This window comes from Bacillus sp. YKCMOAS1 (assembly GCF_030268125.1).
Classification (GTDB): Bacteria; Bacillota; Bacilli; order Bacillales; family Bacillaceae; genus Bacillus; species Bacillus safensis.
Genome location: NZ_BSEI01000001.1, coordinates 94,448 through 118,113 on the forward strand (window position 1 = coordinate 94,448; position 23,666 = coordinate 118,113).

The 23,666-nt window shown below is 41.4% G+C and carries 22 protein-coding genes; 4 read left to right on the forward strand and 18 right to left on the reverse strand.

Annotation, left to right across the window (positions count from 1 at the left end):
* Positions 1-72: 72 nt before the first annotated feature.
* On the reverse strand, positions 73-213 hold the full coding sequence (degQ, locus tag QSJ46_RS00555; protein WP_003213123.1) for a degradation enzyme regulation protein DegQ: 141 nt from the start codon (positions 211-213) through the stop codon (positions 73-75).
* A gap of 505 nt (positions 214-718) precedes the next feature.
* Here degQ and QSJ46_RS00560 point away from each other — a divergent pair.
* Positions 719-1,075, forward strand: coding sequence for a YuzC family spore coat inner layer protein (locus tag QSJ46_RS00560; RefSeq protein ID WP_052773115.1), 357 nt, complete (start codon positions 719-721; stop codon positions 1,073-1,075).
* Between the two features lie 35 nt (positions 1,076-1,110).
* Here the strand turns inward: QSJ46_RS00560 and QSJ46_RS00565 are convergent, their stop codons facing one another.
* From QSJ46_RS00565 to QSJ46_RS00605, 9 genes are all read right to left on the reverse strand, one after another.
* Positions 1,111-2,337, reverse strand: a complete 1,227-nt coding sequence (locus tag QSJ46_RS00565; RefSeq protein WP_047203313.1) for an EAL and HDOD domain-containing protein — start codon at positions 2,335-2,337, stop codon at positions 1,111-1,113.
* Between the two features lie 137 nt (positions 2,338-2,474).
* Complete coding sequence (locus QSJ46_RS00570; RefSeq protein ID WP_024423327.1) at positions 2,475-3,947, reverse strand: nicotinate phosphoribosyltransferase; 1,473 nt, start codon at positions 3,945-3,947, stop codon at positions 2,475-2,477.
* 17 nt (positions 3,948-3,964) lie between these two features.
* Positions 3,965-4,516 carry a cysteine hydrolase family protein gene (locus QSJ46_RS00575; protein ID WP_024425949.1) on the reverse strand — a complete coding sequence of 184 codons (552 nt, stop codon included), beginning with the start codon at positions 4,514-4,516 and terminating at the stop codon, positions 3,965-3,967.
* Positions 4,517-4,576: 60 nt separating this feature from the next.
* A complete protein-coding gene (locus QSJ46_RS00580) occupies positions 4,577-4,984 on the reverse strand; it encodes a YueI family protein (RefSeq protein WP_047203314.1) in 408 nt (135 codons plus the stop codon).
* 27 nt (positions 4,985-5,011) lie between these two features.
* Entirely contained in the window at positions 5,012-5,260 is a 249-nt protein-coding gene (locus QSJ46_RS00585; RefSeq protein WP_047203315.1) for a YueH family protein, read from the reverse strand.
* A gap of 96 nt (positions 5,261-5,356) precedes the next feature.
* The gene (locus QSJ46_RS00590; RefSeq protein WP_047203373.1) at positions 5,357-5,578 is read right to left on the reverse strand and encodes a spore germination protein; all 222 of its coding nucleotides are present in this window, start codon (positions 5,576-5,578) and stop codon (positions 5,357-5,359) included.
* Positions 5,579-5,676: 98 nt separating this feature from the next.
* The gene (locus QSJ46_RS00595; protein WP_003213446.1) at positions 5,677-5,898 is read right to left on the reverse strand and encodes a spore germination protein; all 222 of its coding nucleotides are present in this window, start codon (positions 5,896-5,898) and stop codon (positions 5,677-5,679) included.
* Between the two features lie 66 nt (positions 5,899-5,964).
* The gene (locus QSJ46_RS00600) at positions 5,965-7,068 is read right to left on the reverse strand and encodes an AI-2E family transporter (RefSeq protein ID WP_039181146.1); all 1,104 of its coding nucleotides are present in this window, start codon (positions 7,066-7,068) and stop codon (positions 5,965-5,967) included.
* Positions 7,069-7,251: 183 nt separating this feature from the next.
* Positions 7,252-7,488: a YuzF family protein gene (locus QSJ46_RS00605; RefSeq protein ID WP_024423334.1), complete on the reverse strand. Its 237-nt coding sequence runs from the start codon at positions 7,486-7,488 to the stop codon at positions 7,252-7,254.
* Between the two features lie 176 nt (positions 7,489-7,664).
* Here QSJ46_RS00605 and QSJ46_RS00610 point away from each other — a divergent pair, with 176 nt between their 5' ends.
* Positions 7,665-9,149 (forward strand): esterase/lipase family protein, encoded by a 1,485-nt coding sequence (locus tag QSJ46_RS00610; protein WP_285604136.1) that lies wholly within the window; start codon positions 7,665-7,667, stop codon positions 9,147-9,149.
* Here the strand turns inward: QSJ46_RS00610 and QSJ46_RS00615 are convergent.
* From QSJ46_RS00615 to QSJ46_RS00650, 8 genes are all read right to left on the reverse strand, one after another.
* A complete protein-coding gene (locus QSJ46_RS00615) occupies positions 9,146-9,679 on the reverse strand; it encodes an HD domain-containing protein (RefSeq protein ID WP_024423336.1) in 534 nt (177 codons plus the stop codon). The genes QSJ46_RS00610 and QSJ46_RS00615 overlap by 4 nt on opposite strands.
* A gap of 299 nt (positions 9,680-9,978) precedes the next feature.
* Positions 9,979-10,722 carry a (S)-benzoin forming benzil reductase gene (locus tag QSJ46_RS00620; RefSeq protein ID WP_047203374.1) on the reverse strand — a complete coding sequence of 248 codons (744 nt, stop codon included), beginning with the start codon at positions 10,720-10,722 and terminating at the stop codon, positions 9,979-9,981.
* A gap of 99 nt (positions 10,723-10,821) precedes the next feature.
* A complete protein-coding gene (essA, locus tag QSJ46_RS00625; RefSeq protein WP_039181152.1) occupies positions 10,822-11,307 on the reverse strand; it encodes a type VII secretion protein EssA in 486 nt (161 codons plus the stop codon).
* A complete protein-coding gene (gene esaA, locus QSJ46_RS00630; RefSeq protein ID WP_285604137.1) occupies positions 11,297-14,194 on the reverse strand; it encodes a type VII secretion protein EsaA in 2,898 nt (965 codons plus the stop codon). The genes essA and esaA overlap by 11 nt, the downstream gene beginning before the upstream one ends.
* Positions 14,191-18,666: a type VII secretion protein EssC gene (essC, locus tag QSJ46_RS00635; RefSeq protein ID WP_024425958.1), complete on the reverse strand. Its 4,476-nt coding sequence runs from the start codon at positions 18,664-18,666 to the stop codon at positions 14,191-14,193. The genes esaA and essC overlap by 4 nt, the downstream gene beginning before the upstream one ends.
* 51 nt (positions 18,667-18,717) lie before the next feature.
* On the reverse strand, positions 18,718-20,031 hold the full coding sequence (essB, locus tag QSJ46_RS00640; RefSeq protein ID WP_024425959.1) for a type VII secretion protein EssB: 1,314 nt from the start codon (positions 20,029-20,031) through the stop codon (positions 18,718-18,720).
* 14 nt (positions 20,032-20,045) lie between these two features.
* Positions 20,046-20,285 carry an ESX secretion system protein YukD gene (yukD, locus tag QSJ46_RS00645; RefSeq protein WP_003213579.1) on the reverse strand — a complete coding sequence of 80 codons (240 nt, stop codon included), beginning with the start codon at positions 20,283-20,285 and terminating at the stop codon, positions 20,046-20,048.
* 95 nt (positions 20,286-20,380) lie between these two features.
* On the reverse strand, positions 20,381-20,674 hold the full coding sequence (locus QSJ46_RS00650) for a WXG100 family type VII secretion target (protein ID WP_003213769.1): 294 nt from the start codon (positions 20,672-20,674) through the stop codon (positions 20,381-20,383).
* A gap of 406 nt (positions 20,675-21,080) precedes the next feature.
* Between QSJ46_RS00650 and QSJ46_RS00655 the strand changes: the two genes are divergently transcribed.
* On the forward strand, positions 21,081-22,310 hold the full coding sequence (locus tag QSJ46_RS00655) for a sporulation transcriptional activator AdeR (protein ID WP_024423341.1): 1,230 nt from the start codon (positions 21,081-21,083) through the stop codon (positions 22,308-22,310).
* Positions 22,311-22,420: 110 nt separating this feature from the next.
* Complete coding sequence (gene ald / locus QSJ46_RS00660) at positions 22,421-23,557, forward strand: alanine dehydrogenase (protein ID WP_285604138.1); 1,137 nt, start codon at positions 22,421-22,423, stop codon at positions 23,555-23,557.
* The last annotated feature ends 109 nt before the right edge of the window (positions 23,558-23,666 follow it).

The following is a 23,666-nucleotide window of genomic DNA, read 5'->3' on the forward strand; positions in this document are numbered from 1 at the left end:
ACAATTATATAATAATATATCCTTTTTTTGTATGTATTTGGATAAAAAAAAGACTTGATGATTATCAAGTCTTTAAGAAATTTTCACATATTCATATTTGTCGTATTGATCAATGCTTTTGTTAATGTTATGAAGAGAAGCCGTTGTTTCTCTGATTTCGTTTTCAAGTTTCCATAATAATTGTTTAAGCTCTTCGATTTCATACTTTTCCATCGATTCCACTCTCCTTTTTTGGAAGATCAATGTATTTGTGTATGGTGATTGGGTCATAAGTATTTGATCTGTTACTAACAGTGTAAATGTAATTGAGTATTTTTTCACCGAAAAGTATGCACAAAACGTGTGCGCGATACCGCAAAATTCAATAGGTCTTTTTTCATCATTTTCTGACTTTTCAAATCATACTTTTATCTCAATTTCAAAGGAATTGCGTCATTTTTGCGACAGGAATAGGCATCATTCGTCACACTTCCCTCCCAACAGAACGTACGATCCCCTCTATATCTTCGGTTTTGCGTGTCATAGGTCAGACGACAGACGCTATTGTGGACACCGCAATTTTTTGGCGACATTCACCGAAATTGACCGCAAAAGTACCTATTTTTATGCTGGAATTACAAAGATAGAAAGATCATTTTGATTCTTTATTCTGATTTTCTACATACATTTAGAACAGATATCCGTCCAATTTCACGCCAATGAGAGAAGAGGTGACCATGTGTTTTACTATGTACCTTATCCTGCTTTGCAGGTTCCCGCAATGAGCAACGCATACCCGCCGCGCACGCCAATGACTTTTCCTCCAGTTGATGCCCACTCATTTCAACGAGCCGCAAAGGAATCAGCCCGTCTCGTTGCTGATGCTTCACTCATCACGCAGCAAATTTCCAGCTCTCTTCCGTTTGCGCAGCGCATCATGGAGGCTGCTGAGCGATCTGATTCGACAAGTGTCATCCGAATGCTGAAGCAAATCGGGGTGAAAAGCGGTATTGATATCCGCTTTAGTCCAGAAGGCATTCGAATCTACTTGTCTCTTGCCTCCAGCAGACTTTTCCTTCTTTTACAGTGGGCATGACAAAGAAAAAGCCGCTCTCACACGAGCGGCTTTTCTTAAGATTCAAACATTTTATGGCACCATTCAATGGCTTCTATATAACAGCCATAGGCTTCCTGTTTCGGGAGATTTCCATCAAACATTTCATCATCCCATTCATTTCGTTCAATACGTTTGGCCACACCTAGCACAAAAGAATAATCATTTTCATAGCCAAGCAGTGCCTCGCCAACTTCATCAGAAAGCGGCAGCTCCTTCACAAGTTCTGTGATATCTGCCCTGACAAGTGTATCAATGAGAGAAAACATGCCTGTCAGCATATAAGAGGCAGGGTGCTCTCGTTCAGTCCGATAAGCAATCAGTTCACACGTTTTGGCACGAATGAATGACATTTTGATAATTTCTTTTTGGCTTGAGTTAGCTTGGACATTCAGTTCTTTAAATGAAAGGATAAAGATCCAGCGCCGAATTTCATTAAATCCAAGCAGGATAATCGCCTGCCGGATACTCTTAATTTGATATAGACGTCTCATGCCGCCTGAATTCAGCATTTTTAATAATTGATATGATAGCGAAAGGTCACTTTCAATAAAATGGGTCACGGTCTGGATATTCGGCTGGTCCTTGCTTAACTCATTTAAAAGCTGATGGTACGCATGGAAGCTGGTCGATAATGCTCGTCCTGATATCACATGCGGCTCACTAAAGAAATACCCTTGAAACAGGTGGAAACCCGCTTCTAGCGCTTCTTCATATTCTCTTCTCGTTTCTACTTTTTCTGCTAGAAATCGAAGGCGATACTTTTTATACGTATTCAGAATAGCTCTTCGTTCTTGCGTTGTTGTTTTCAGAAAGTCAATTTTTAAAATATCAATGCAATAGAGGAGTTCCTCAAGCAGCTTGTCACTATAATGTGTTCCGTTTAGGAAGAAATCATCGAGTGCAATCGTATATCCCCATTTTTTTAACTGCTTACATCTCATAATAAGTGCCGGGGTAATCGGTACATTTTCTAATATCTCGATCACAAGCTGATGCGGATCAAAATAGGTGAGCAGATCAGATGAAAGCAAGCTTTCGGTGAAATTAATGTAGCATCGTTTTCCTTCTGTCAGTGTTTCGATGCCGATATTTAGAAAACTGTTGATAATGAGGTCCGTTGTCGCTTGATCACCGTCTTCAGCGCTATATGTATTGGTTTCACTATCTCTATAAAGCAGCTCATATGATACGACTTGTTCTTTTCTGTTAAAAATAGGCTGTCTCGCAACAAACACCCTCAACTGCTCCAATCCTCCTTTATGCCATGACAAACAAGATGTGCTTTCAGTATACCAAATGATTGCGCTTTTAGTTCATTTTCAATCGGTCAAAATTAAAAAAAGAGACCATCTGGCTTGATGATCTCCCTTTCTTCTAATCATTCGCTTTCATAAAGCTCTTTTTTGATTTTATTTTTCACATCATGGATAAACTGCATTTTATTATCCCAGCATTTTTGACTCAAATCGACTGGATATTCTTCTGGTTTGCTGATTCGTTTGTATTCCTCCCAGAAGAGTCCAAGACTGTCCTGCACGTAGGCTTGAATCGTTTGAATATCTGGATTGTCATAGACAAGTTTACCTTGTTCAAAAATCGGTACGTGAAGATCTTTCGCCACAAAGTTTGTCACGAATTTACTAATAAATGTATGCACGGGATGGAACATTTTTAGTTTATCCTCACTATGAACATCTTCCTCTTCAAGCGCAATGTAGTCACCTTCAGAATGATGATTCAATTGATTGATAATGCGGTACACCCGTTTACGGCCAGGTGTTGTCACTTTCTCTGGGTTGGATGAAATTTTGATGGTATCATTCATTTTACCGTTTTCTTCAATGGACACCAGCTTATACACTGCACCGAGAGCTGGCTGATCGAATGCTGTGATCAGTTTTGTCCCAACACCCCACACATCAATTTTGGCGCCCTGTGCCTTTAAATTCATAATGGTGTGTTCATCAAGATCGCTTGATGCAATGACTTTTGCATCATGGAATCCTGCTTCATCCAGCATTGTTCTAGCTTTTTTAGACAAGTATGCAAGGTCCCCGCTATCAAGTCTGACACCGATGAAGTTGATTTTGTCTCCAAATTCTTTCGCTACCTTAATCGCATTCGGAATACCTGATCTGACAGTATCATACGTATCGACTAAAAAGACACAGTCTGTATGTGTTTCAGCATATTTTTTAAATGCTGTATATTCATCGCGGTATGCTTGTACAAGTGCGTGAGCATGTGTTCCTGATACAGGGATGTTAAAGCGTTTCCCAGCACGAACATTACTTGTTGCCTGGAAGCCACCGATGAGTGCCGCTCTTGCTCCCCACATCGCCGCATCCATTTCATGTGCCCGTCTTGTTCCGAATTCTAATGCTGTCTCATCTTCAATGATTCCTTTAATCCGAGCCGCTTTTGTTGCAATCAGCGTCTGGAAATTCACGATATTAAGCAATGCTGTTTCGATTAACTGGGCTTCAACAAGCGTTGCCTCGATGCGCATAATCGGTTCATTCGCAAAGACAATTTCCCCTTCTCGCATTGAATGAAGTGTACCTGTAAAGGACAATCCGCTTAAATAGTCAATGAAATCGCTTTTATAACCAAGTTCATCTTTTAAATACGCGAGATCGCTTTCAGTGAAGGAAAAGTCCGATAAATATTCAATCGCTTTCTCTAAGCCAGCAAATACAGCGAAGCCATTGTCAAATGGAAGCTTTCTAAAGAAGAGTTCAAAGACTGCCTTCTTCTCATGTATGCCGTCTCTCCAATACGTTTCTGCCATGTTAATTTGATAAAGATCTGTATGTAGTGATAAACTGTCGTCATTAAACCGATGCTCCAACTTCCATTCTCCTTCCCTTACTTAACCACTTTCGCACCAAGCGACTGCTCAAAGTGAGAAAGTGCCCACTCGTGCCCCGCTTCATTAAAACTCGCCACAGCATTTTGGTGAATCACAAGTTCAAAGCCTTTATTGTACGCATCAACAGCTGTATGAAGTACACAAATATCGGTACATACGCCGGCTAAGTGAAGTTCCGTGATGCCGCGCTCGCGCAGTTTCATTTCTAATTGAGTGCCTGCAAAAGCAGAGTATCTTGTTTTTTCCATATAGTAGACATGTTTTAAATGTTTTGACGTGTGAAATAGTGAACTTAGTTGTCCATAAAGTTCAATACCCTCTGTTCCGCGAATATTATGGGGCGGAAATAACTTTGTCTCTGGATGATAAGGGTCCTCTTCTTCATGATGATCGACAGCAAAGACGACAAAGTGGCCTTCATCAATAAATGAAGAAGTGATCTCTGTGATCTTAGACTCAATCGCCTGTCCAGGCTTTCCGCATGTCAGTTTTCCATCGTCTGCAACAAAATCAACTGTATAATCAATACAAATCAACGCTTTGCCCATCCGCATCTCTCCCATATGCTCTTTTGAATCATTATAGCTTATTCATTTCACTAGGGAAACCTATTCAACAGATTCGTGAGAAAAAGCTTTTTGAAACAGCTCATCTTTTAGATAGATGTGCTCTTGATTGACCGCACTTGGCATCTCTATGACAAGACCAAATGGAGAGTGCGCTTCATGATGATTCACCACTTTAAACGAACATCCAGCGGCATTTGCCATTTTGACATATTGAGAATAGGAAGCATAGGACAATTCACCATTTAAAAGAACTGTGGCCTGGCGATTGGTCTTCAATATTTGTTCGACCTCATGATACGGTTTATTTCTTGATACCTGTCCCTTTGTCAGGGCGAGAAGCGCTCGTTCCCTTAATGAACCGAGAAACATTCTTCGTTCATCTGGTTTTGTTTCAGCATGTCCAAATATCCCTTGCTGCAAATAAAAGTCTACGGATTCTTCTTTCATCGCTGTGTTCACTCCTGGTTTCTAAATTTACATTTCTGTGACCCAGTGCACAACCTTGAGTGCGAGGTCACGTGCTTCATCTGTTTCTACTCTTTCCATTAAGGATTGTTCAAGCGTATGGATGAGCTGCTCTTTTTCGTCCTCATACGCAATGGAAATACTCCATTCAATGTCAGGTACGGCAACAAGCGTTTTATATTCTTTTTTATTTTCATGTAAATATACATTGTAGGTCTTTGGTTGTCCGCTTGCGATGTGTGCTTTTCTAATTTTCATTTGACTCTATTCACACCTCTTTTTTCTTCTTACATCCATATCCATTGTACCATAAAAAAAGACAGCTTCTGAAAAGGAATTCCCTTTCAAAGCTGGCTACGCATTAAAGCTCTTTTGCTGGCTAATCAGGTCTATATCCCACACAAACGTAACGTTTGGACTGTTAAAAAATTGGACAAAGTCCCCTGCATTATAGGTACCTGAACCACCGGCGGAGTGATCGACACTTTTTGGCGAAATGGCAAAAACATCACCGAAATGTGCAGAACCATTTCCAATCACACGGTCAATATGAATAGGTCCAACAATCGCTGGCATCTTTCCACCACCTTTTCTCCCCACATCATATGCCCAGCTCAAAAATACGTGTATGAAAAATAAAAAAGACAGCTGATCTGTGATCATCAGCTGTCTTTCTATGCGTTAAATGATTGAGGCTGGCCAAACAATGTAAAGTCCCAAAGCATCGTCGCATTCGGATCACTTGTAAGTGACATATAATCGCCTGAATTAAAGGCTCCCGCACCGCCAGTAGAGTGGTCTACAGCCAAAGGGGCAATGGCCAGGACATCACCGAAAGTAGCTGCACCGTTTCCTCCTAACGACTCGATATGAATAGGTCCAACGATTGCAGGCATCAGAATCTCCCCCTATCTGCTTATCTCAATCATCTTATGCATAAAGGGAAAAGGTGTGCATCTGTCCTAGACGTTTAAATGCTGTTCCTTACGAGATCGCTGACGCAGCTGCACCAATCTGACAATATTCAAGGTGATGGCTTTAAGCAGTGCATAGACAGGGACCGCAAAGATCATACCAAGAATTCCGCCAAAGCTCCCTGCCCCAATTAATAGCAGGATAATGGTCAAAGGATGTGTGTTGAGGCGTTTCCCAATAATCAATGGAGAAATGACATTTCCATCAACTTGCTGAACGACAAGAATCACAATCACTGTCACCACAGCTTTTCCAGGCGAATCAAGAAACGCAATAAGCACAGCTGGTGCCGCGCCAAGATATGGCCCAAGGTAAGGAATCACATTCGTGACCGCAATGATAATACCGAGAATGAGCGCATATTTCACACCAATTAATAAGTACCCGATAAAACAAGCCACTCCAACAAATAAACAGACGACAATCTGCCCTTGTATGTAAGCCGCAAGCGTATCGTTTAATTCTTTAAAGATTTTTAATCCTTCTTTACGGTAAGGCATTGGCAAAAATTGAACGAGCTTGTCCGGAAACTTATGTCCGTCTTTCAACATATAAAACAAAATGAACGGAACTGTGATCACAGCTAAAGCAATATTGGCAATCACGCCAAACACAGCAGACATACTTGAAGCAATATTTTCCGGCAAATCTTTTAATGTCGAAACAATTGTCTGTTCAAACTTCGAGACGGAGACATAATCTTGGTTCATCATCCAAGTAAATGTTTTAGAATGCGAGAAGTCATTCATAAATTTCTGCATATCCGTCACATAACCAGGGAAGCTTTTGACAAGTCCACCGACCTGCGTGACAATAATCGGTCCCGCAGCATTCACAATGAACGTGATGAGTCCGATGAACAAAAGATAAATGATCAGGATAGCCAGTGTCCTAGGAATTTTCTTGGACAAAAATCGAACAATTGGATTAAAGATGAAAAAGAGAATTCCAGCCAGCAAGATGGGAACAAACAAGGTTGAAGCAAATAAAATAATCGGCTGAAATAAAAACGAAACCTTTGTTGATACATAAACAATGAGTAAAACAAGTAATATTTGGAATGTCCAGAAATGAACTTTAGATTTTAACAAAGATGCTCCTCCTGTTACGTATTGATCTTATTAAAAAACTACTATTCAACCCACCTTCTGTCAACTGCTTCTTGTTTTAGAACCTTATTTTTTGTAAAAAAAAGAACAATTGGTATATCATGCACTTTTTCCAGATATACATTCTGTAAGCATGAAAAAAGCAGACACCTTTGCGTCTGCTTGTTACACTCTTTCACTGTGATCAGGCATCACCGATACAATTTGCTGGATCCGCACATAAAAAACTGATTTCGCCCCCGCCTCAATGACAATATGATCCGGCATGACTTCCTTCAATTTTCCACGCACCGTATCTTTTACTGTTTGAACAATTAATCTCATACCGATTACTTTCTGCAATGTTTGATAAACATATGGATCAACTAATGAAACAAGCTGTGGACTTCCTTGTTGTGCCATCCTACCTGCCCCTTTACTTGTGTATTTACCCACAGCGTATGCAATCACCCATGTGAATGTCACTCAGGGCAAACCTACAACATAAATGCCATATTTTGACATTTTATATAATTTTACATCTTTTGGAAGTATAATAGATTGGTGTTGCCAACAACTTAAATCATTTGAAGAGGTGAATGATCTTGAAAAAACTCATCTGTCTCGCTGCTGTCATGCTCTTTTTTTCCTTTGCAAGTTATGCGTATGCAGGATCAATTGGAGATGAACCTGGGACACCGGGGAAGTGGTTTAAAGGGGAAGCGCCAGTTCAAAAAGACGAGTCAAAACCGCCACTTGTTTTTGTTCACGGTATTAACAGCTCCTCATCCACATGGTTCGACCGAAACGACATGGCAAAGCAAGCTGTTCTGAACGGATACGAATGCGCATTCATAGATTTGTATCCAGATCAGGATACGAAAAAGAATGGCAAACTATTAGCAGAAAAGCTAAAAGAAATCTATGATGTGTTCGGTCGAAAACTCATTGTGATTGGTCATAGTAAAGGCGGGGTGGATACACAATCCGCACTCGTGTATCACAATGCCCATCCATATGTAGAGAAGGTCATCACACTTGGCTCCCCTCATTACGGGACGCCGCTGGCAGATTTAGCGTATAGCAAGGGCGGAAGCTGGCTCGCGGAAATTCTTGGACAAAAAAGCGATGCGCTCTATTCTTTGCAAACGGGGCTCATGGCGGCTTTTCGAAGTGAAACCGACAAGCTGGAGAAGTTTCCTCAAAAATACATCACTTATTCGGGATCGGAATGGGGAACATTTGGCGGGGTGCTGTATTTAGGCGGCATGTATTTAAAGAGCTTTGGTGCAAATGATGGCGCCGTCACGGTAAGCAGCACAAGACTATCATATGCAAACAATATTTTAACAGGGAAATGGGATCACAACTCCATTAAAAACGGCACAAGCATGTTCCCTGTGTTCCAGCATCAGCTGCTGGCAAATGCCACAAGCACTGGAGAAAATATAGAGAGCCCGAACTCTACTGAGCTGAATACAGATGTTTATGTGAAAGGCGGAGAAAGTGAAAAGGATAAAACAGAAGCGTTCTATGTAGAGGAAGGAACGAATGGCTTATCGATTCAGTGGTTAAATGAAAGGCATGAGGCGCAGCCGGAAATCATCGCCCCAAATGGAGACGTCTTAACAAATCTGAAGACATCGGAAGCATCTTTCCCATATGAAGGCGCATTTTCGCACCATGTGCAAATCAATAAACCCGTTCCTGGAAAATGGACAATTCGATCAAATTCAGAAAAAATGGCTCCTTATTTGCTGCTCGTATCCTTTGATTCACCATTAAATGAAGAAATCAAAGCAGAGGCAGCGAAATCAGGGGATGATGCATCAACCCATTCAAGCAGTCTGATTAAACGATTAAGCAAGAAAGTAGAAACCTATTACTTTAAGGATGCCCAAAAAGATCATCCTCTCAAAACAACTGCTTCATCAGCTGTTCAATTGAAAAAAGAGGGTGCTTATTCTGTCACGGTTCATTACACTGGACTCACTGCATCAGGTACATCAGCATTTAACCGTACCGTTATTCGCACATTGTATGTCGATCAGCATGGAAATATTCATGGAGACATTCCATACTAAACAGAGCGTTTCATGGGCTGAAGTGCCTGCTGCACTTTCTGATCCAATTCCGTGATTTTTTTCATTGCAAGTGATTCGTCTATTTGTCTGTAATGGTGATGCCCGCCAGGCTCTTCATCCATTTCATCTGCTTTCTTAACGATTTGCTGGAGTGTGTCCTTATGAAGGTCGCCCTCTGGCAAATATGAATCAGTATGAAGCAGAATCGCAAGCGCAATATCTTTGGCTGCCTTTGGTTCCTCACCGAGGCGTATGAGCAGTTTGTGAGCACGCTCTGCGCCTTTTATGGCATGAATATCATTCCGTCTATATGTCTCGTAATCCCATTCTCCGCCAGCTGTATACCATTCATAGTGGCCGATATCATGCAAGAGGGCTGCTTTCACAGCGAGATCTGGATTAATCCCAGCCTGCACTGCCAGTTTGAATGCGTGATAAGCACAAGCAATCGCATGGGCTTTACCTGAACGATTTAAATATTTTTGAGCGACTGGATGGGTGTAAACATCCATTAATGTAACCTTTCTCATGGAAACCCCTCCTTATCTATATTTTTAGCATCCTAACATATTCTGAAAAGAAACTCAAATATTCTGTTATATTTTCTATGAGTCTCCAAAATAGCTTATGTCAAATAAGCTGTTTTTGCTTGTACAATACGAAAAAAGCAGTCGTTATGACTGCTTTTTTTCTTCTTTTCAGCGTGATATGAAAACCCTTGAAGTCTAGGAAGGCCGAGTACTGGCGCGGAGCGAATTTGACATTCGTGAGCACCAGCACGCAGGCCTGACACCGAATGCAAGGGTTTGTCTTTACGCTGCAGCAGTCGTTATGACTGCTTTTTCACATACTCACGTGCATCGTAGACACATCCGCCAGCTGGATCATCTCCTAAAAGATCGAGCAAAATACCTGCGACTTCATCTGGACTCTTCAGTGTGCCTGTTTCATATAATTGCTGAAAACGGTCTATTTGTTCAAAGTCTTGTTTTGATGACTTCCGAATTTCCCCCTGCATATCTGTATCGATCGTGCCAGGTGAAAAGGAAAACGTGTTGATCGGATGCGCCTCGTCCTGCTGTTCCTCATGAAAAGTCCTCATAAACATATCGAGTCCTGCCTTTGAACTGCAATACGCACTCCAGCCTTTGTATGGGTTTTTCGCCGCTCCAGAAGAGAGATGAACGATCGTTTTCTTCCCGTTAAAAGATTGAGTCTGTTTGGCAAACACATGGCTCAGCAAAACAGGAATGACAAGATTCAACTTGTAATGCTGATGAAGCGTATCATGTCCGCCTTGTCCAACGCGTTTGATAGGTGTGACCATTCCTGCGTTGTTGACGAATAAGATGTCATCAGCATCTTCCAGAGTTTGCGGCGTGAGACTATGTTGAAGCCATTTGGCCGCTGCTTCTTCATCTGTCAGATCGATCTGAGTATGTGTGAGCTTTGGATCGGATATCGGCGATGCACTTCTTGCTGCTGTGTACACATGATCTCCGCGTGAAAGCAGCCTGTTCACAAGTGCTAGGCCAAAACCTTTTGATCCGCCTGTAACGATTGAAATTCGAATGACAATCTCCTCCCTTGATATCACTATTTTACGTAGTGAAACGGTATGACATCAAGCAATCTGCATAAAGAAAAGCCTGCCTCTTTTAAAAGAGACAGACTATTTCTTTTCAGCCTTCGCATTCACCTTTGGAATCAGGATAATCATCACGACAAGACCAAGGGCTATCAAGAACCCAAAGATAATCGGAAGCAGTGCCGATGTCTGCTTCTCATGTTCATCCTCAGAAGGTGCTGATACAGCCGAATCACTAAAAGAGATATTCATCTCTTTCATCATGTGAGCTGGTGTTTTGGGCGGGTTCTCTTTTAGATCACTGAAAAGCTGCGGAGAAAGAGATCCACCCGGGGCTTTAGGCGGTTCAGCAAAATGAATGTCTGTTTTGACCTTTGACGTTGTTTTACTTTGTTCATATTTCGTTTGATCCCTCAATATACTCGAGTTAATATTGAGCTCCTTTTCCTGATATTCATTCGGCTTGACATTCGTATCCGTATCTTCACCAGCAGCAAAAGCGGCAGGGATGAGGAGAAAAAGGGAAACGGCAGCGAGTGCCGCCCCTTTCACGAATAGATTAAGCTTCATGAGTCACATCACGTTCCTCTGTTTTATCTTTCCATAGCCTTTTCACAAGCGGTACGACCATGAAAAGGACAGTTAAAATCACTAACCCTGTGACGCCCATTCCAAAGGTGTCTCCATTTCCATATTGGATCGACAGGTACACGTCTGTCACTGGATTGGTAAAGTGGAAATTCGGCATCACCAAATCAATTAACGGTGCGACAAAGAAGAAAATAAGCGCCGTTGCTGCCATCCATCCGGCAATGGAACCGAAAAGGAAGGCCGTGCGTATAAAGGCAGAGCACGCCACTAATAACAAAATGGTGAAGATCGACCATTGAATGGCTTGATCATCTGCAAGCTTGTAAATGTTCAGTCCAAACAAGCTGATCATGAGTCCGACTAATAGATTTAAGATGCCAAACAGTGCACCTTTGACCAGCATCGGAGCTGACGCATAATACGAGCTGAAAAAGCCAATTAACAAACTGCTGATCATCACAATGACCAAAATGACCACCGGCGGTACAGTCTGCGTTTTTTCTTCCGGCACATCGCCGCTGATTTTCAGTGGATTGGCTAAATGGTTATACACATAGTTGCTGTTGCCTTGATCACTTAATGTATTTCCTAAAATACCCTTTAAATCTTGCTGAACAAGTTTTGTAGAGTCGACATTCTTGCTCCAGTTTTCATTCAGCGTATCTGCTTTTTCTTGTACTGTTGTGACACTCTCTTCAATGTTATTCGTATAATCCGCCACCCCTTTTTGGCGGTCGGTTAACGAACTCATATTTTCAGAAAGACGAAGCACTTCCTGACCAATTGAATCCTGTGCACTGACAACAATTGAACTGCCTGCAAGGTCTGCTGTATATACCGCATCTCCTTGATCAGCCATTTGCTCAGCTACATTGTCCGCACTTTCAGAAATTGTCTGTAATTCCTGTTCCATGCTTGCCTGCTGAGTCGTGATGTACTCAGCATAACCATCTGAAAACTTCTGCATCTCATCAATAAAAGTAGACACATCATCGTTTGATGTCAGCATCTGGTTTTTGAGCTTATCCCAGTTTTCTGTTTCTTCTTTTTTGATGGAGAGGATGGATTGGATTTCTTCTCCTTTTGTGTCATAAAGAGAAGAGTTATTAGATGGTTGATAGACATTTGCGATCATCAGCTCTAGCTGAGAGAGTTGATTTGAATAGTCCATTAATTTTTTAGTTCTTGTTGATTTCGTTTCGAATTTTTTCTCAAAAAGATTATCGCTAAAGACATTACTAATCGGTGAATTTCTGCGCTTCAGCTCTTTTACTTTGCTGACAATGGATGATTCCTGATTTTTGATTTCATTTGGAATGACATTATATCGATCTTGTAACGATAGAATCATCTTTTCAAGTTTATCTACTTTTTTCGTCAGACTCTCAAGCTCTTTACTCATTTGACTCACTTTGTCTTTCAATTCGTCATTATGAGCAGCAGCTTTTTCTTGAATTTTCTTTTTCACTTCATCTAAGCGAGTTGAGAGTGCTTTTAGGTCATCCTGCGATGAATTCTTACTGCTGGTATCTGGCTGAGCAGGATTTTCACCGCTTTCACCTTGTTCCCCATCTTCAGTCGAAGGCGGTGTTTCCGGTTCTCCTAATTGATCCGCAAGTTCGTTCATCTCTATTGAAATTTGTGAGAGTTCATTTGTTTCTTCATCTAAGTTAATCCCAATCTCTTCTGGATTTTCATTATCTTGGTCTGATGGCCCGTCATCATCAGAATCAACTGGCGGTTCCGGCTCGTCCATTAACTCTTGCCTTTTTGCTAATAGCTTTGTCTGCAGGGCTGATATTTTATTTCGATAATCTTCTAAGTAACGCTCTTCATACTTTTTAATCAGTTCTTCCTGAGACGCTTTCACAAGTTCCGTTAATCCCGTTGATTGCTTAGGAATAGCCTCTTCTCTCGACCTTTGAACAGATTGGATGGCGCTGTCAGTTGTTTTCAACTGGCTTTGTACCCCGTTGATGTCTGTTTTAAGTCCGCCCATTTGATCACTAAAGCTGCGGGCATTTTGATTTTGAATGTCAGCGAGCTGTTTAAGCCCTTGCTGGATTTGCTTTTGGTTTGTTGATTGCGCTTTGATCAAGAGATCCTTTTGTTTGTCTTGATACTGCTGGTATTGATCGACTACTTTCACAAAGTCCTTTAACTGGTTCTTTGCTTCTTCTGTTGTACTCAAGCCGTCTTTATATTGTTTCTGTGAATCAGCCATTGCATTTTTTAATTCTTCTATTTGTTTCTTCTGCTGCTGTACGGCATCTGATAATTTGTTCGAGTTCGGTTTATAGAAGTTGTACATCGTATTTTGGAATTCGACTTCTTTGCCGACAATATGCTCAAACTCTTCTCTCACATTGCCAATTTCCTGTGATACAAAACTCCAGTATAGCGTTGACATCTGTTCATTCATTTTCTTTTGCGCATTTTCCAGCTCTCTTTGCACTTTCTCTTTATTGACTGCATTGAGCTGATCTTGAATAGAAAATTGAATGGATGCCTTTTCCGGATGGTCTTTATCATAGCTCAGCACATTTTTAGAGAAGTCAGACGGAATATAGAGGACAGCGTCATACTTTCTGTTTTTCAGTCCATTTTCCGCCGCGCTGCGATTCACTACAGTCCATGTATAATCAGGACGCTCTGACAATGCTGCCACAACATCCTGTCCGAAACGAGCCGTGTTTTCACTTTCACTCGCCCCCATATCCTCATTGACCACCGCAATATTTCGTGTGGCATTCTTCTTCTGTTTTGCCGGATCATCTCCAATCAGGTGGAAAAATAAAACCGGCAGCACAAGAATTAATATCATGGTGGATATGATTTTGATGGAGCTTTTTTGCTGCTCTGTCATTGAACACTCTTCCTTTCTACCGCACATAAAGGAACCTGGATTTTCTTCTCTTTCCCGTTTTCAACCAAATAGCCGAAGCCTGGCTGAATGTCTGGTTCTTGTCTTGCATACGGAAGCGGTATGATGTTTTGCTCTGATTTTTTCATGAGTAACATGGCATGACGAACTTGTTTGATTTCGTTTGTGAGTGCATCATAGCCCTTACTGAACTCGGTATGATTCCCTGATGCAATCAGGCTGAAGCCTAAGTGCGCATATGACTTCATGAAATCAGCCAATTGATCTTGAAGACGCGGATCGATCGTCTGCTGAAAACGCGTAATGCCATCAATTACAAGCACAATTTGAGGAAATGACAGCTGATCGGTCTCCCCTCGGCGTACAGCTTCGACATACATCTCTTCCCGCACCTTGAATAAGCGGTCCATTTCTTCTGCCCATTCCGTGATATCATCCTTTGTTTCAAGGTAATCAATGTTCTCTTCTTTTGCATAATGGGATAGACCTCGATCAATCGAATCAAAGACAGCCAGTTTTTCAGGCTTTGCCACTAAAAGCTGATCAAGCATTAGCTTTGTCACATTTGTTTTCCCGCGCTGCGTTTGACCGATGATGAGGCAATGTTTATTCTTTTTCAAGTCAAAATAAACAGGTGCCACAGATTCCTCATCTAATCCGACTGGAATGTCATAAGGCGGTTTTTGTTCATCTAAACGACTCTCAAGCTCCCAAACTGTCAGCTTATCAGGAAGCATCGGCACAGGCTTTGGTTTTTCGGCTGCTTCAAAGCGGTCATGAAGAAGCTGTATCTCTTGTTTCAGATGCTCAAACAATTCGAGATCATTCTCTCCTTCAACTGGCAGAAACATTTGCGCAAAATAAAGCTCTTCTTTGTTGATAATCACTCGTCCTGGGATCGGCTCTAAACTGAATTTCGGTCTGCCAATAATCGAGTACGCCTCTCCTTGATCCATTAAGTAATGGACAATCTTAGTTTTCAGATTGTTCATCAGCGATTGACGCACTGCATTTACCCGGGTCGCCGTAATCAAGAAGTATATACCTAGTGATTGTCCGTCACGGCTCAGCTGAATAAATTCAGATTCGAGATCATGCATTTCGTCTTTGACAATGTCAAAGTTATCAATCACGATAAAAATGAACGGAAGCTTTTTCTCATTTAAGGCATTGTACATTTTGATATGACTCATTTCTTGCTGTCTGAATAACCGCTTGCGATATTCAACCTCTTCCCGCAGACGCTTCATTGATTTTTGAATCTTTCTCATCTGATCCATTAAGAAATAATCCGCCGTATGCGGCAGTTTGGCTAACGGAAGCAATGTTCCGTTCCCGAAATCATAAATATATGCGTGCCATTCTTCAGGTGAATACCTCTCCGCAAAGCTCATCAATAGTGTTGTAGCAGCAAGTGATTTGCCGTAGCCGGAGGAACCAAAGATGCCAATGTTCCCATCTTCCATCATTTGATAAGAAAGTGGATGCTGGCTTTGCTGATCTGGTTCATCGACAAGCGCAAAATGGAAGACATGCTCTTCACTCGACGCGTAACGTGTTTTTGGAATCCGCTCTTCAAGCGGCGGAAGCCATGGACTTGGCAGCTTCTCAATTCCAAGCTCTTGCTGCATACGTTCAATTTCATCCACAACAGCAGAAATTTCCGTCACTGTCTCTTTTTTCACTGCTGGCTCTGTGCTTACTCCTGATAACGGAATAAGACCAGTATCTGTCACAATGGCAATATCATCTTCTGAGCCGTAGCCATCTTCCATATATGGTGCACCGCTCCAAGCTGATTGGAACAATTCATAAATTTCATTGTTGCCCACTTGTAAATAACCGCGGCCTGTAACGGTAATGGACGCTGCATCACTATTTTTCAAAATTTCCTTACTGTCTGACGCATCTTGCACTTTGAGTGCGACCTTAAAGCGGGAGTTACTCCAAATCTGGTCATCAATAACTCCGCCTGGCTTTTGGGTAGCTAAGATAAGATGGACCCCGAGGCTTCGGCCGATACGTGCAGCACTAACAAGCTCCCTAATAAAGTCTGGCTCTTCACTTTTTAATTCAGCAAACTCATCAGAGATTAAGAACAGGTGAGGCATTGCCTGCTCAGCCTTTTTCTCCTTATAGAGCTTCGTATAATCATTGATGTGATTCACATGATACTGATCAAACAGCCGCTGTCTTTTCTTTAATTCACTTTTAATTGAGGCCAGCGCTCTTTCACTAAAGTTCTTGCTGCCTTCAATATTGGTGATCGTTCCAAGTAAATGAGGAATATTTCGGAACGGCTGCGCCATTCCGCCTCCTTTGTAGTCAATCAACAGGAAAGCAACTTCGTGCGGATGAAAATGTACAGCGAGCGATAAAATATACGTCTGTAAAAATTCACTTTTCCCTGATCCCGTAGTTCCCGCCAATAGTCCGTGCGGGCCGTGTGCTTTTTCATGCAAGTTCAGATCGACAATGTCGTTTTTCCCTTTATAACCGATTGGCACTGATAATGATTTGGCCGTTTCTGAAGTCAGCCATTTTTCACGAATGCCAATATCATCTACCTGTTTGGCATGGAAAAGATCAAGGAATGAGACCGTCTCAGGAATCGAATTGGTCATACCGACTTGATGATCTAATGTTCTCAGGGTTCTGGCAAACAGTTCATTGTCCCCGCGCTGATGTGTATCAAGCTGAAACGGAATTCGTACTGCCTTCTTGTGCTGAATGAGAATATCTCCTTCTTCTTCGTTAATATAACGGACAAGCGTCGAAATATTTTCAGCTAAACTTTCCTTTGTTTCTGCTGCAAAGATGATGGAAATACCAAGATCTGTCCGGCTGCCTTCTAAGTATTCTAAAATCACATGCTCGGCAATGAGCTCATGATTTGTCACGATGAACACAAAATGAGGCGTAAAGATTTTCTTCTCTTTTTCTTCTTCTAAATCACGCTCACGTAAAATTTCATAGATTGAGGACAACAGCTGATCGCGTGTTTGTTCGTTGTAAATAAACCCTTTGCCATATGTATGAGGCAGCTGGAAGTGCGGAAGCCATTTCATCCATTCCCAATTCTCATACTCCTGCTCATGAAAGATAAAGACAAATCTCAAATCGTGATAGCTGTGCGAGAAAGCAAGCTGTCCGACAAGCTGATGAAGCTCATTTTTCACAATCGCAGGCTTCCCAATTAATCCTGTTGGACCATCCGCAAGGCCGAATGTAATCGGGACATTCTTCACTTCACGATATACTTTTTGCATGTGCTGCGTTTGTTCCATTAAGTCATCAATATCCCGGTTGGCCATATCCCCGCCGCTCATCGATAATTCATAGCTTGATGGGACTGCGCCCGTTCCAAGACGCAGATGCAAGAAGTCGTCACTTACAAGCGTCTTTTCCCAAATGCGGCCGCTGATTTCTGATGTTAAATACTTCATTTGTTCAAATGACGGATAATGATACGTCAAAATATATTGCTGGCGGTCATACAGCTCCTGCAGCTCTTTCCGCTTATTTTCTAAATAAAGAGAATAGACTCGCTGCCGCTTCTCTTCTCGTCTTTTGCGCTGTGATTTTTCTTTAAAGTATTGAACGGACGATGTAATTAACGTCATGATAAACATCGCCATCGACACGACAATAAAGATTCCGCGCGGCTGGATAAGGGCGACAATCCCCATCACAAGGAGCATAACAAGCGGCGGAAGGACAACAAGCCAAAGCCCTCTGCTGTTATTTTCACTCTCCTGCGAAGGAAAGCTAAAGGATACCCGGTCATCTGGTAAATCATAAATCAAACGCGGTGTACGTCTGTATGAAGGGTATTTTTGTTTTGTTTCTGTGCTTGGAGGTCTTGTTTTTTCCAAACGCGTTTGAAAAGGTTCGTAAGCTGTCACCTGTAATAAATCATCATCTATAAATGTCACCGTCAGAAAGTTCCAAAACAGCTCATCTCCGGCATAAACCTTCTCTGGACCGTGGATTTTTTTTCCGTTCACGTAAATCGTCTCGTCCTGAGGCATGACATACCATGTTCCTTCGATTTTCTCTAAAGTGAACTGGCTGGCATCTTGAAACATGGAATGAGCTTGTTCTTTCCACACATCAATCTCATCTTTCTCTTCACGTGAAAAAGACAGCTCAACTCTATTTCCTAGGTAATAAATATGCTGATCATGATGTGCATCCATTAAAATAAATGTGAGTGAACCAAGCTGATATGGTTCATGTGGAAGTAATTTTCCTTTCTTCTCATTCCCCTGATAAATAGTAAAACCATCATTCGGTTCATCAGGAGATAAACGAATTGTCCCTTCATCAAATGAAAGTGAAGGGATTGTCACCGTATGCTCTATTTCAGGTCCAATCAGAGCTTCTCGATTGAACTGCTCATCTAAACGGACGGTTTGATAATCCTCCTCATAAAAAACCCAAAGAAGACTCAAACGCTCCACCTCCTCATCGGACAGCACCAACTGTCAGTTGTATCGAAAGAATTATTTTTTCTCATCTTTTTTTGTCTGAGAGGTTTTCTTTTTCGCTTCAGATTCTTTCTCTTTTTTCTCTTGATCGGCTTTTGACTGCTCTTTTTGTTCAGCTGTTTCATCTGTTTGGCTTGCGCCCGAGGAGTCACTTGTGCTTGTCTCGGTTGTTTCTTTTTCTTCATATTTCGCCATTTCTTTAATGATTGGATCTAGCTGTTTTTGTTTTTCTTCAGCAGAAAGGCTGTCATCGTTTTGAATTTCATTGCGGTAGGCGACGAGTGCCGTGAATATGTACCTGTCGTCTCCAAGCACCCGTGCAATATCAAGTGCTTCCTTGCTATTGCCTTGTCCAATATGAATCCAGAATAGGAAGTATTGCGGATCTGTCTGTAATGTGTACGTTTCTGTGATTTCTTTTTTATGTTGATCAAGTAAGAGGCTGCCTTGATTCGTTTGTACATACGAAATGGCCAGTTCATATTGAAGAGAGACTGGCATTTTATTGGCTGGATATTTCTCTAACGTATCCACCACTTGACTGTACTGCTTGTTGAGATAATATTTGTTTGCCTCGACGTATGCTTCTTGTTTTGGCATGGCAAAAAAGAAGGTGTAAATGGTGTACACCAATGCAGGGATTAATAGGACAAGCAGACCTAGTCCGATGTATCGCTCAATCTTCCATTTCTTTTTAGGGATGGTTAATAGCGTTTTTTCTTTCGTATCGATTGCTTTGATCTTTTGCTCAATCAAAGCTGACAATTCTTCCAGCGACTTCGTTTCACTAATTTCTTTTGCCAGCTCAGATAATTTCAACGTTTCATTGTAAGCCACATATTCTTGAAATTGATATTCATGGTCAACCACTCGAAGAACGACGGCCTTGACCTCTTTTAACAGGCGATGTTCATCAGTTTCATATGGCGGGATGCTTTCTTTGACTCCATAATGCAAAAATGCAGGAGCTAAGCCTTGATGAAAAACAATGTTTTCAGGAGAAACAATAGGATGCAGCCGTTTCACGTCGTGTTTAAGAACTGCATCGACAAGCTGGTACGAAAAAATCCATTTGCTTTTTTCATCCTTTGCATGGATGAAACGAAATTCCTGATAGGCAGGAGGCGGTTGAATAGAAATGATGACCTCATCTTCAGTTAATTGAATCTCTTTCTGAAATGAAGGGTTGATGTCTTTGATCGGTGCCGCTTCTAAACCGTCTAAGAGTTTAATTGTCTCTTTTTGAAAAATAAAGGTATAGGTGCCTCCCTCTTTTTTCATGACTGCTTCTAATTGTTCTTCTAAATAGGAACTCTTTTTATCTGCCATTTACAAAAGTCCTTTCATAGTATTTCCAGCCTGTCTCCTGTGGTAATTCCACAGTCTGACAGCTTATATTCGCCTGAAAACACAGCTTTCTTATTGACTACTCGCACCCATCCGCCTTCCCGCTTTGGAAGCGAGATTTGTTTTGCCTGCCAGGCGATATGGATGACTTGTTTAATATGTAAATAATTTGATAGTCTCAAATCAAACACACTGCCATCATAATTTTTTAAGTCGATGGTAATATCGATATACACAAATTTCCACCTCACAAAATAGAAAGAGCGCCGGCATCCATTGACAGACTCGGCGCTGTTTCTGCTTTTCACACTTAGAAAGGAAATCCCCTTGATTAGCCGCGGATTTGGCTTGCGATGTCTTGGTCAGTGCTTTCAAGTGTATTTGCCGTTTGATCAAGCTGATTGCTGACATCTGTTAATAGATCAGACATTTTGATAAATGAAGGCTTAAGCTGTTCGTATTGATCAGCAAATGCTTCACTAGAAGCACCTTCCCACATTCCTTTTAAATCAGAGATCATTCTATTTAGACGATCAACTTGGTTTAACACTTCTTGACTTTCAACACCATATTGCTTAGCGGTCGCTCTTAGTTCTTCTGGGGTTACGCGAATAATTCCTGACATATTCCTCATTACCTCCCGTGCATAGCCGCCATATAATGGGCTAATCCACTTATTTTTTGACGTTATTATTATAAAAACAGAAATGATACACAGTCAAACAAATCTGTTTTTATTTTACAAAATGAGTCTATAGAATTACTGGTTTTTCGCTTTTTATCTAGTATTTAACAGTTTTTTGGTCATATATTCTTAATAAGTATCCACCGACTTTGGTGGACCTTTCCGCCTATTGATTTTTTACTACGTTATTATTGTACTATTTCTTTTTCATCGTGCTTCAACATCCACTTGCTTGCTTCTCACACTTTTTGTTTTTTTAAGTTTATGGCAGTTTTTTGTTGATTTACGTACCTCATTCTCTTCATAATGTAAGTACGTGAAATATTCGAAAAAGCAGGGGTTTTTTATGACAAAAAAGACAGATCCGTTTAAGTATAGTCTTGATCGTTTAGAGGATGTGGCAGACCAAATAAGTGATGTGCTCAATTGCCCTATTACTATAGAAGATACTCATCATCGATTATTGGCATATAGCACACACAATGATTTTACTGATCCCGCCAGAACTTCAACCATTATCTCCCGCCGGGTACCGGAAAAAGTCATCAATCGGCTTTGGAAGGACGGCATCATTCCTACACTCCTTAAAACAGACGAACCGCTTCGTGTCCCTCAAATTGCAGAGGTCGGTTTATCTAGCAGGGTCGCCATTTCCATCTGGAAGGACAAAGAAGTGCTCGGATTTATTTGGGCGATTGAATCCGCACAGCCATTTTCAGAAGAAGAAATGGACCTTCTCAAAATGGCAGCACATGCCGTGAAAAACAAATTACTCAATTTACAAATTCGAAAAACGAAAACAGAGGAACGCAATCAGGAGCTTTTCTGGAAGATGCTCACGGGTCATATTCATGAAAAGGATGAGATGCTTGACCTATTTTTAAGACTTGGCATCAGATGTCCAGACACATATGCCATCATCATCTTCCGTCTTCGTGACGAACTCACAGAGGAGACAGAAAAAAAGCTGTCCTATCTGCTTGAAACAACACAGCAAGTACAGGTACTGTTAACGACTGTTGATTTTCACGAATTCATTATTCTTGTCTCACCAAAAACAGAACATCCGCTTCAAGATATTAAACAATTCACAAGCGGCATGCTGCAGCAGCTTGCGGACCGGTATCATATTCAGCATGTTCAGGCAGCAATTGGAGGAATTTACGATAACATCTCTCAAATTCAGCCTTCCTATAAAGAAGCACTGGCTGTATTAAAAACGAAAGAACGCTTTCCAGTTGAAACAGAACGTTTAAACAGCTTTTCTGAACTAGGCATTTATCAATACCTTGATGTGCTTGCTGAGAAGCGAAAGGGCTCTTCTTACTCCAGTTACTCTTTATCGAAGCTCGAGGATTACGACCTGAGGCATCATTCCAACCTCGTCGAAACACTTGAACGGTTTATTGACTGTGACAGCAATGCCAATATTGCCGCAAAGCAATTAAATATCCACATCAATACCTTAAATTATCGATTAAAACGGATTACAGACATCGCAGAAATTGATTTAAAAAACATGAATGAGAAAATGACCATATACCTTGATATGAAGCTAAAAAACGTCCATTTGTGAAATTTCACAAAGAGGCGTTTTTTTATTTTTTATTTCAACCGAAGAATTTTCTAAACTTTCAGGATACACTAGACATACAATATGAATAGATAAGCATAGGAGGAATAAACATGATCATCGGCATTCCGAAAGAAATTAAGAACAATGAAAACCGAGTGGCATTAACACCAGGAGCAGCTTCTCAATTGCTTTCAGCTGGACATCAGATTTTAATTGAAACAAACGCTGGTTTTGGAAGCGGATTCACTGATGACGATTATGTATCTGTTGGTGCAGAGATTCTTGATCAGGCGAAAGATGTATGGGCATCTTCTGATATGATCATGAAAGTAAAAGAACCATTACCTGAGGAATATCCTTATTTCAGAGAAGGACTCATCTTATTTACGTACCTGCATCTAGCCGCAGAGCCCTCCTTGGCTGAAGCATTAAAACAAAAAGGCGTTACAGCCATTGCTTATGAAACCGTAACGGACGGAAAATCACTCCCTCTTCTCACACCTATGTCTGAAGTAGCAGGCAGAATGGCCGCTCAAATTGGTGCACAATTTTTAGAAAAGCCAAAAGGCGGAAAGGGTATTTTACTTGCAGGTGTACCAGGGGTATCAAGAGGAAAGGTCACCATTATTGGCGGCGGGGTTGTTGGAACAAACGCAGCGAAAATGGCAATTGGACTTGGCGCAGATGTCACCCTGATTGATGTAAACGCAGAACGCCTGCGTCAACTGGACGACCAATTTGGCCATCAAATGAAAACGTTAATGTCCAATCCTGTCAACATTGCAGATTCAGTCAGTGAAGCAGATCTTCTCATCTGTGCTGTGCTGATTCCTGGTGCCAAAGCACCGACGCTTGTGACAGAAGAAATGGTGAAACAAATGAAGCCTGGTTCTGTCATCGTAGATGTAGCGATTGATCAAGGCGGCATTGTCGAAACCATTGATCATATCACAACCCATGACCAGCCTACTTATGAAAAACACGGCATATTGCATTATGCTGTCGCCAACATGCCAGGTGCGGTTCCGCGGACATCAACTGTTGCGTTAACGAATGTCACTGTTCCATATGCACTGCAAATTGCGAATAAAGGCGCTGCAAAAGCTATTAGAGAAAACAATGCCATCGCAGAAGGTGTCAATGTCATGAACGGACATATCACGTACGAAGCGGTCGCTCGTGATCTCGGCTATGATTACGTACCTGTCAGCAGAGCCATCGATGCCACTTTTATGACTGAAGCTTAATCAACTACCCGCCCTCTTGATGGGCGGGTTTTTATTGTTAACTTAAAATAAAAACAAGTTGACAAAATTTCTTCTTCCCCTTAATCTATTTGTACAGATAAGACAGGGG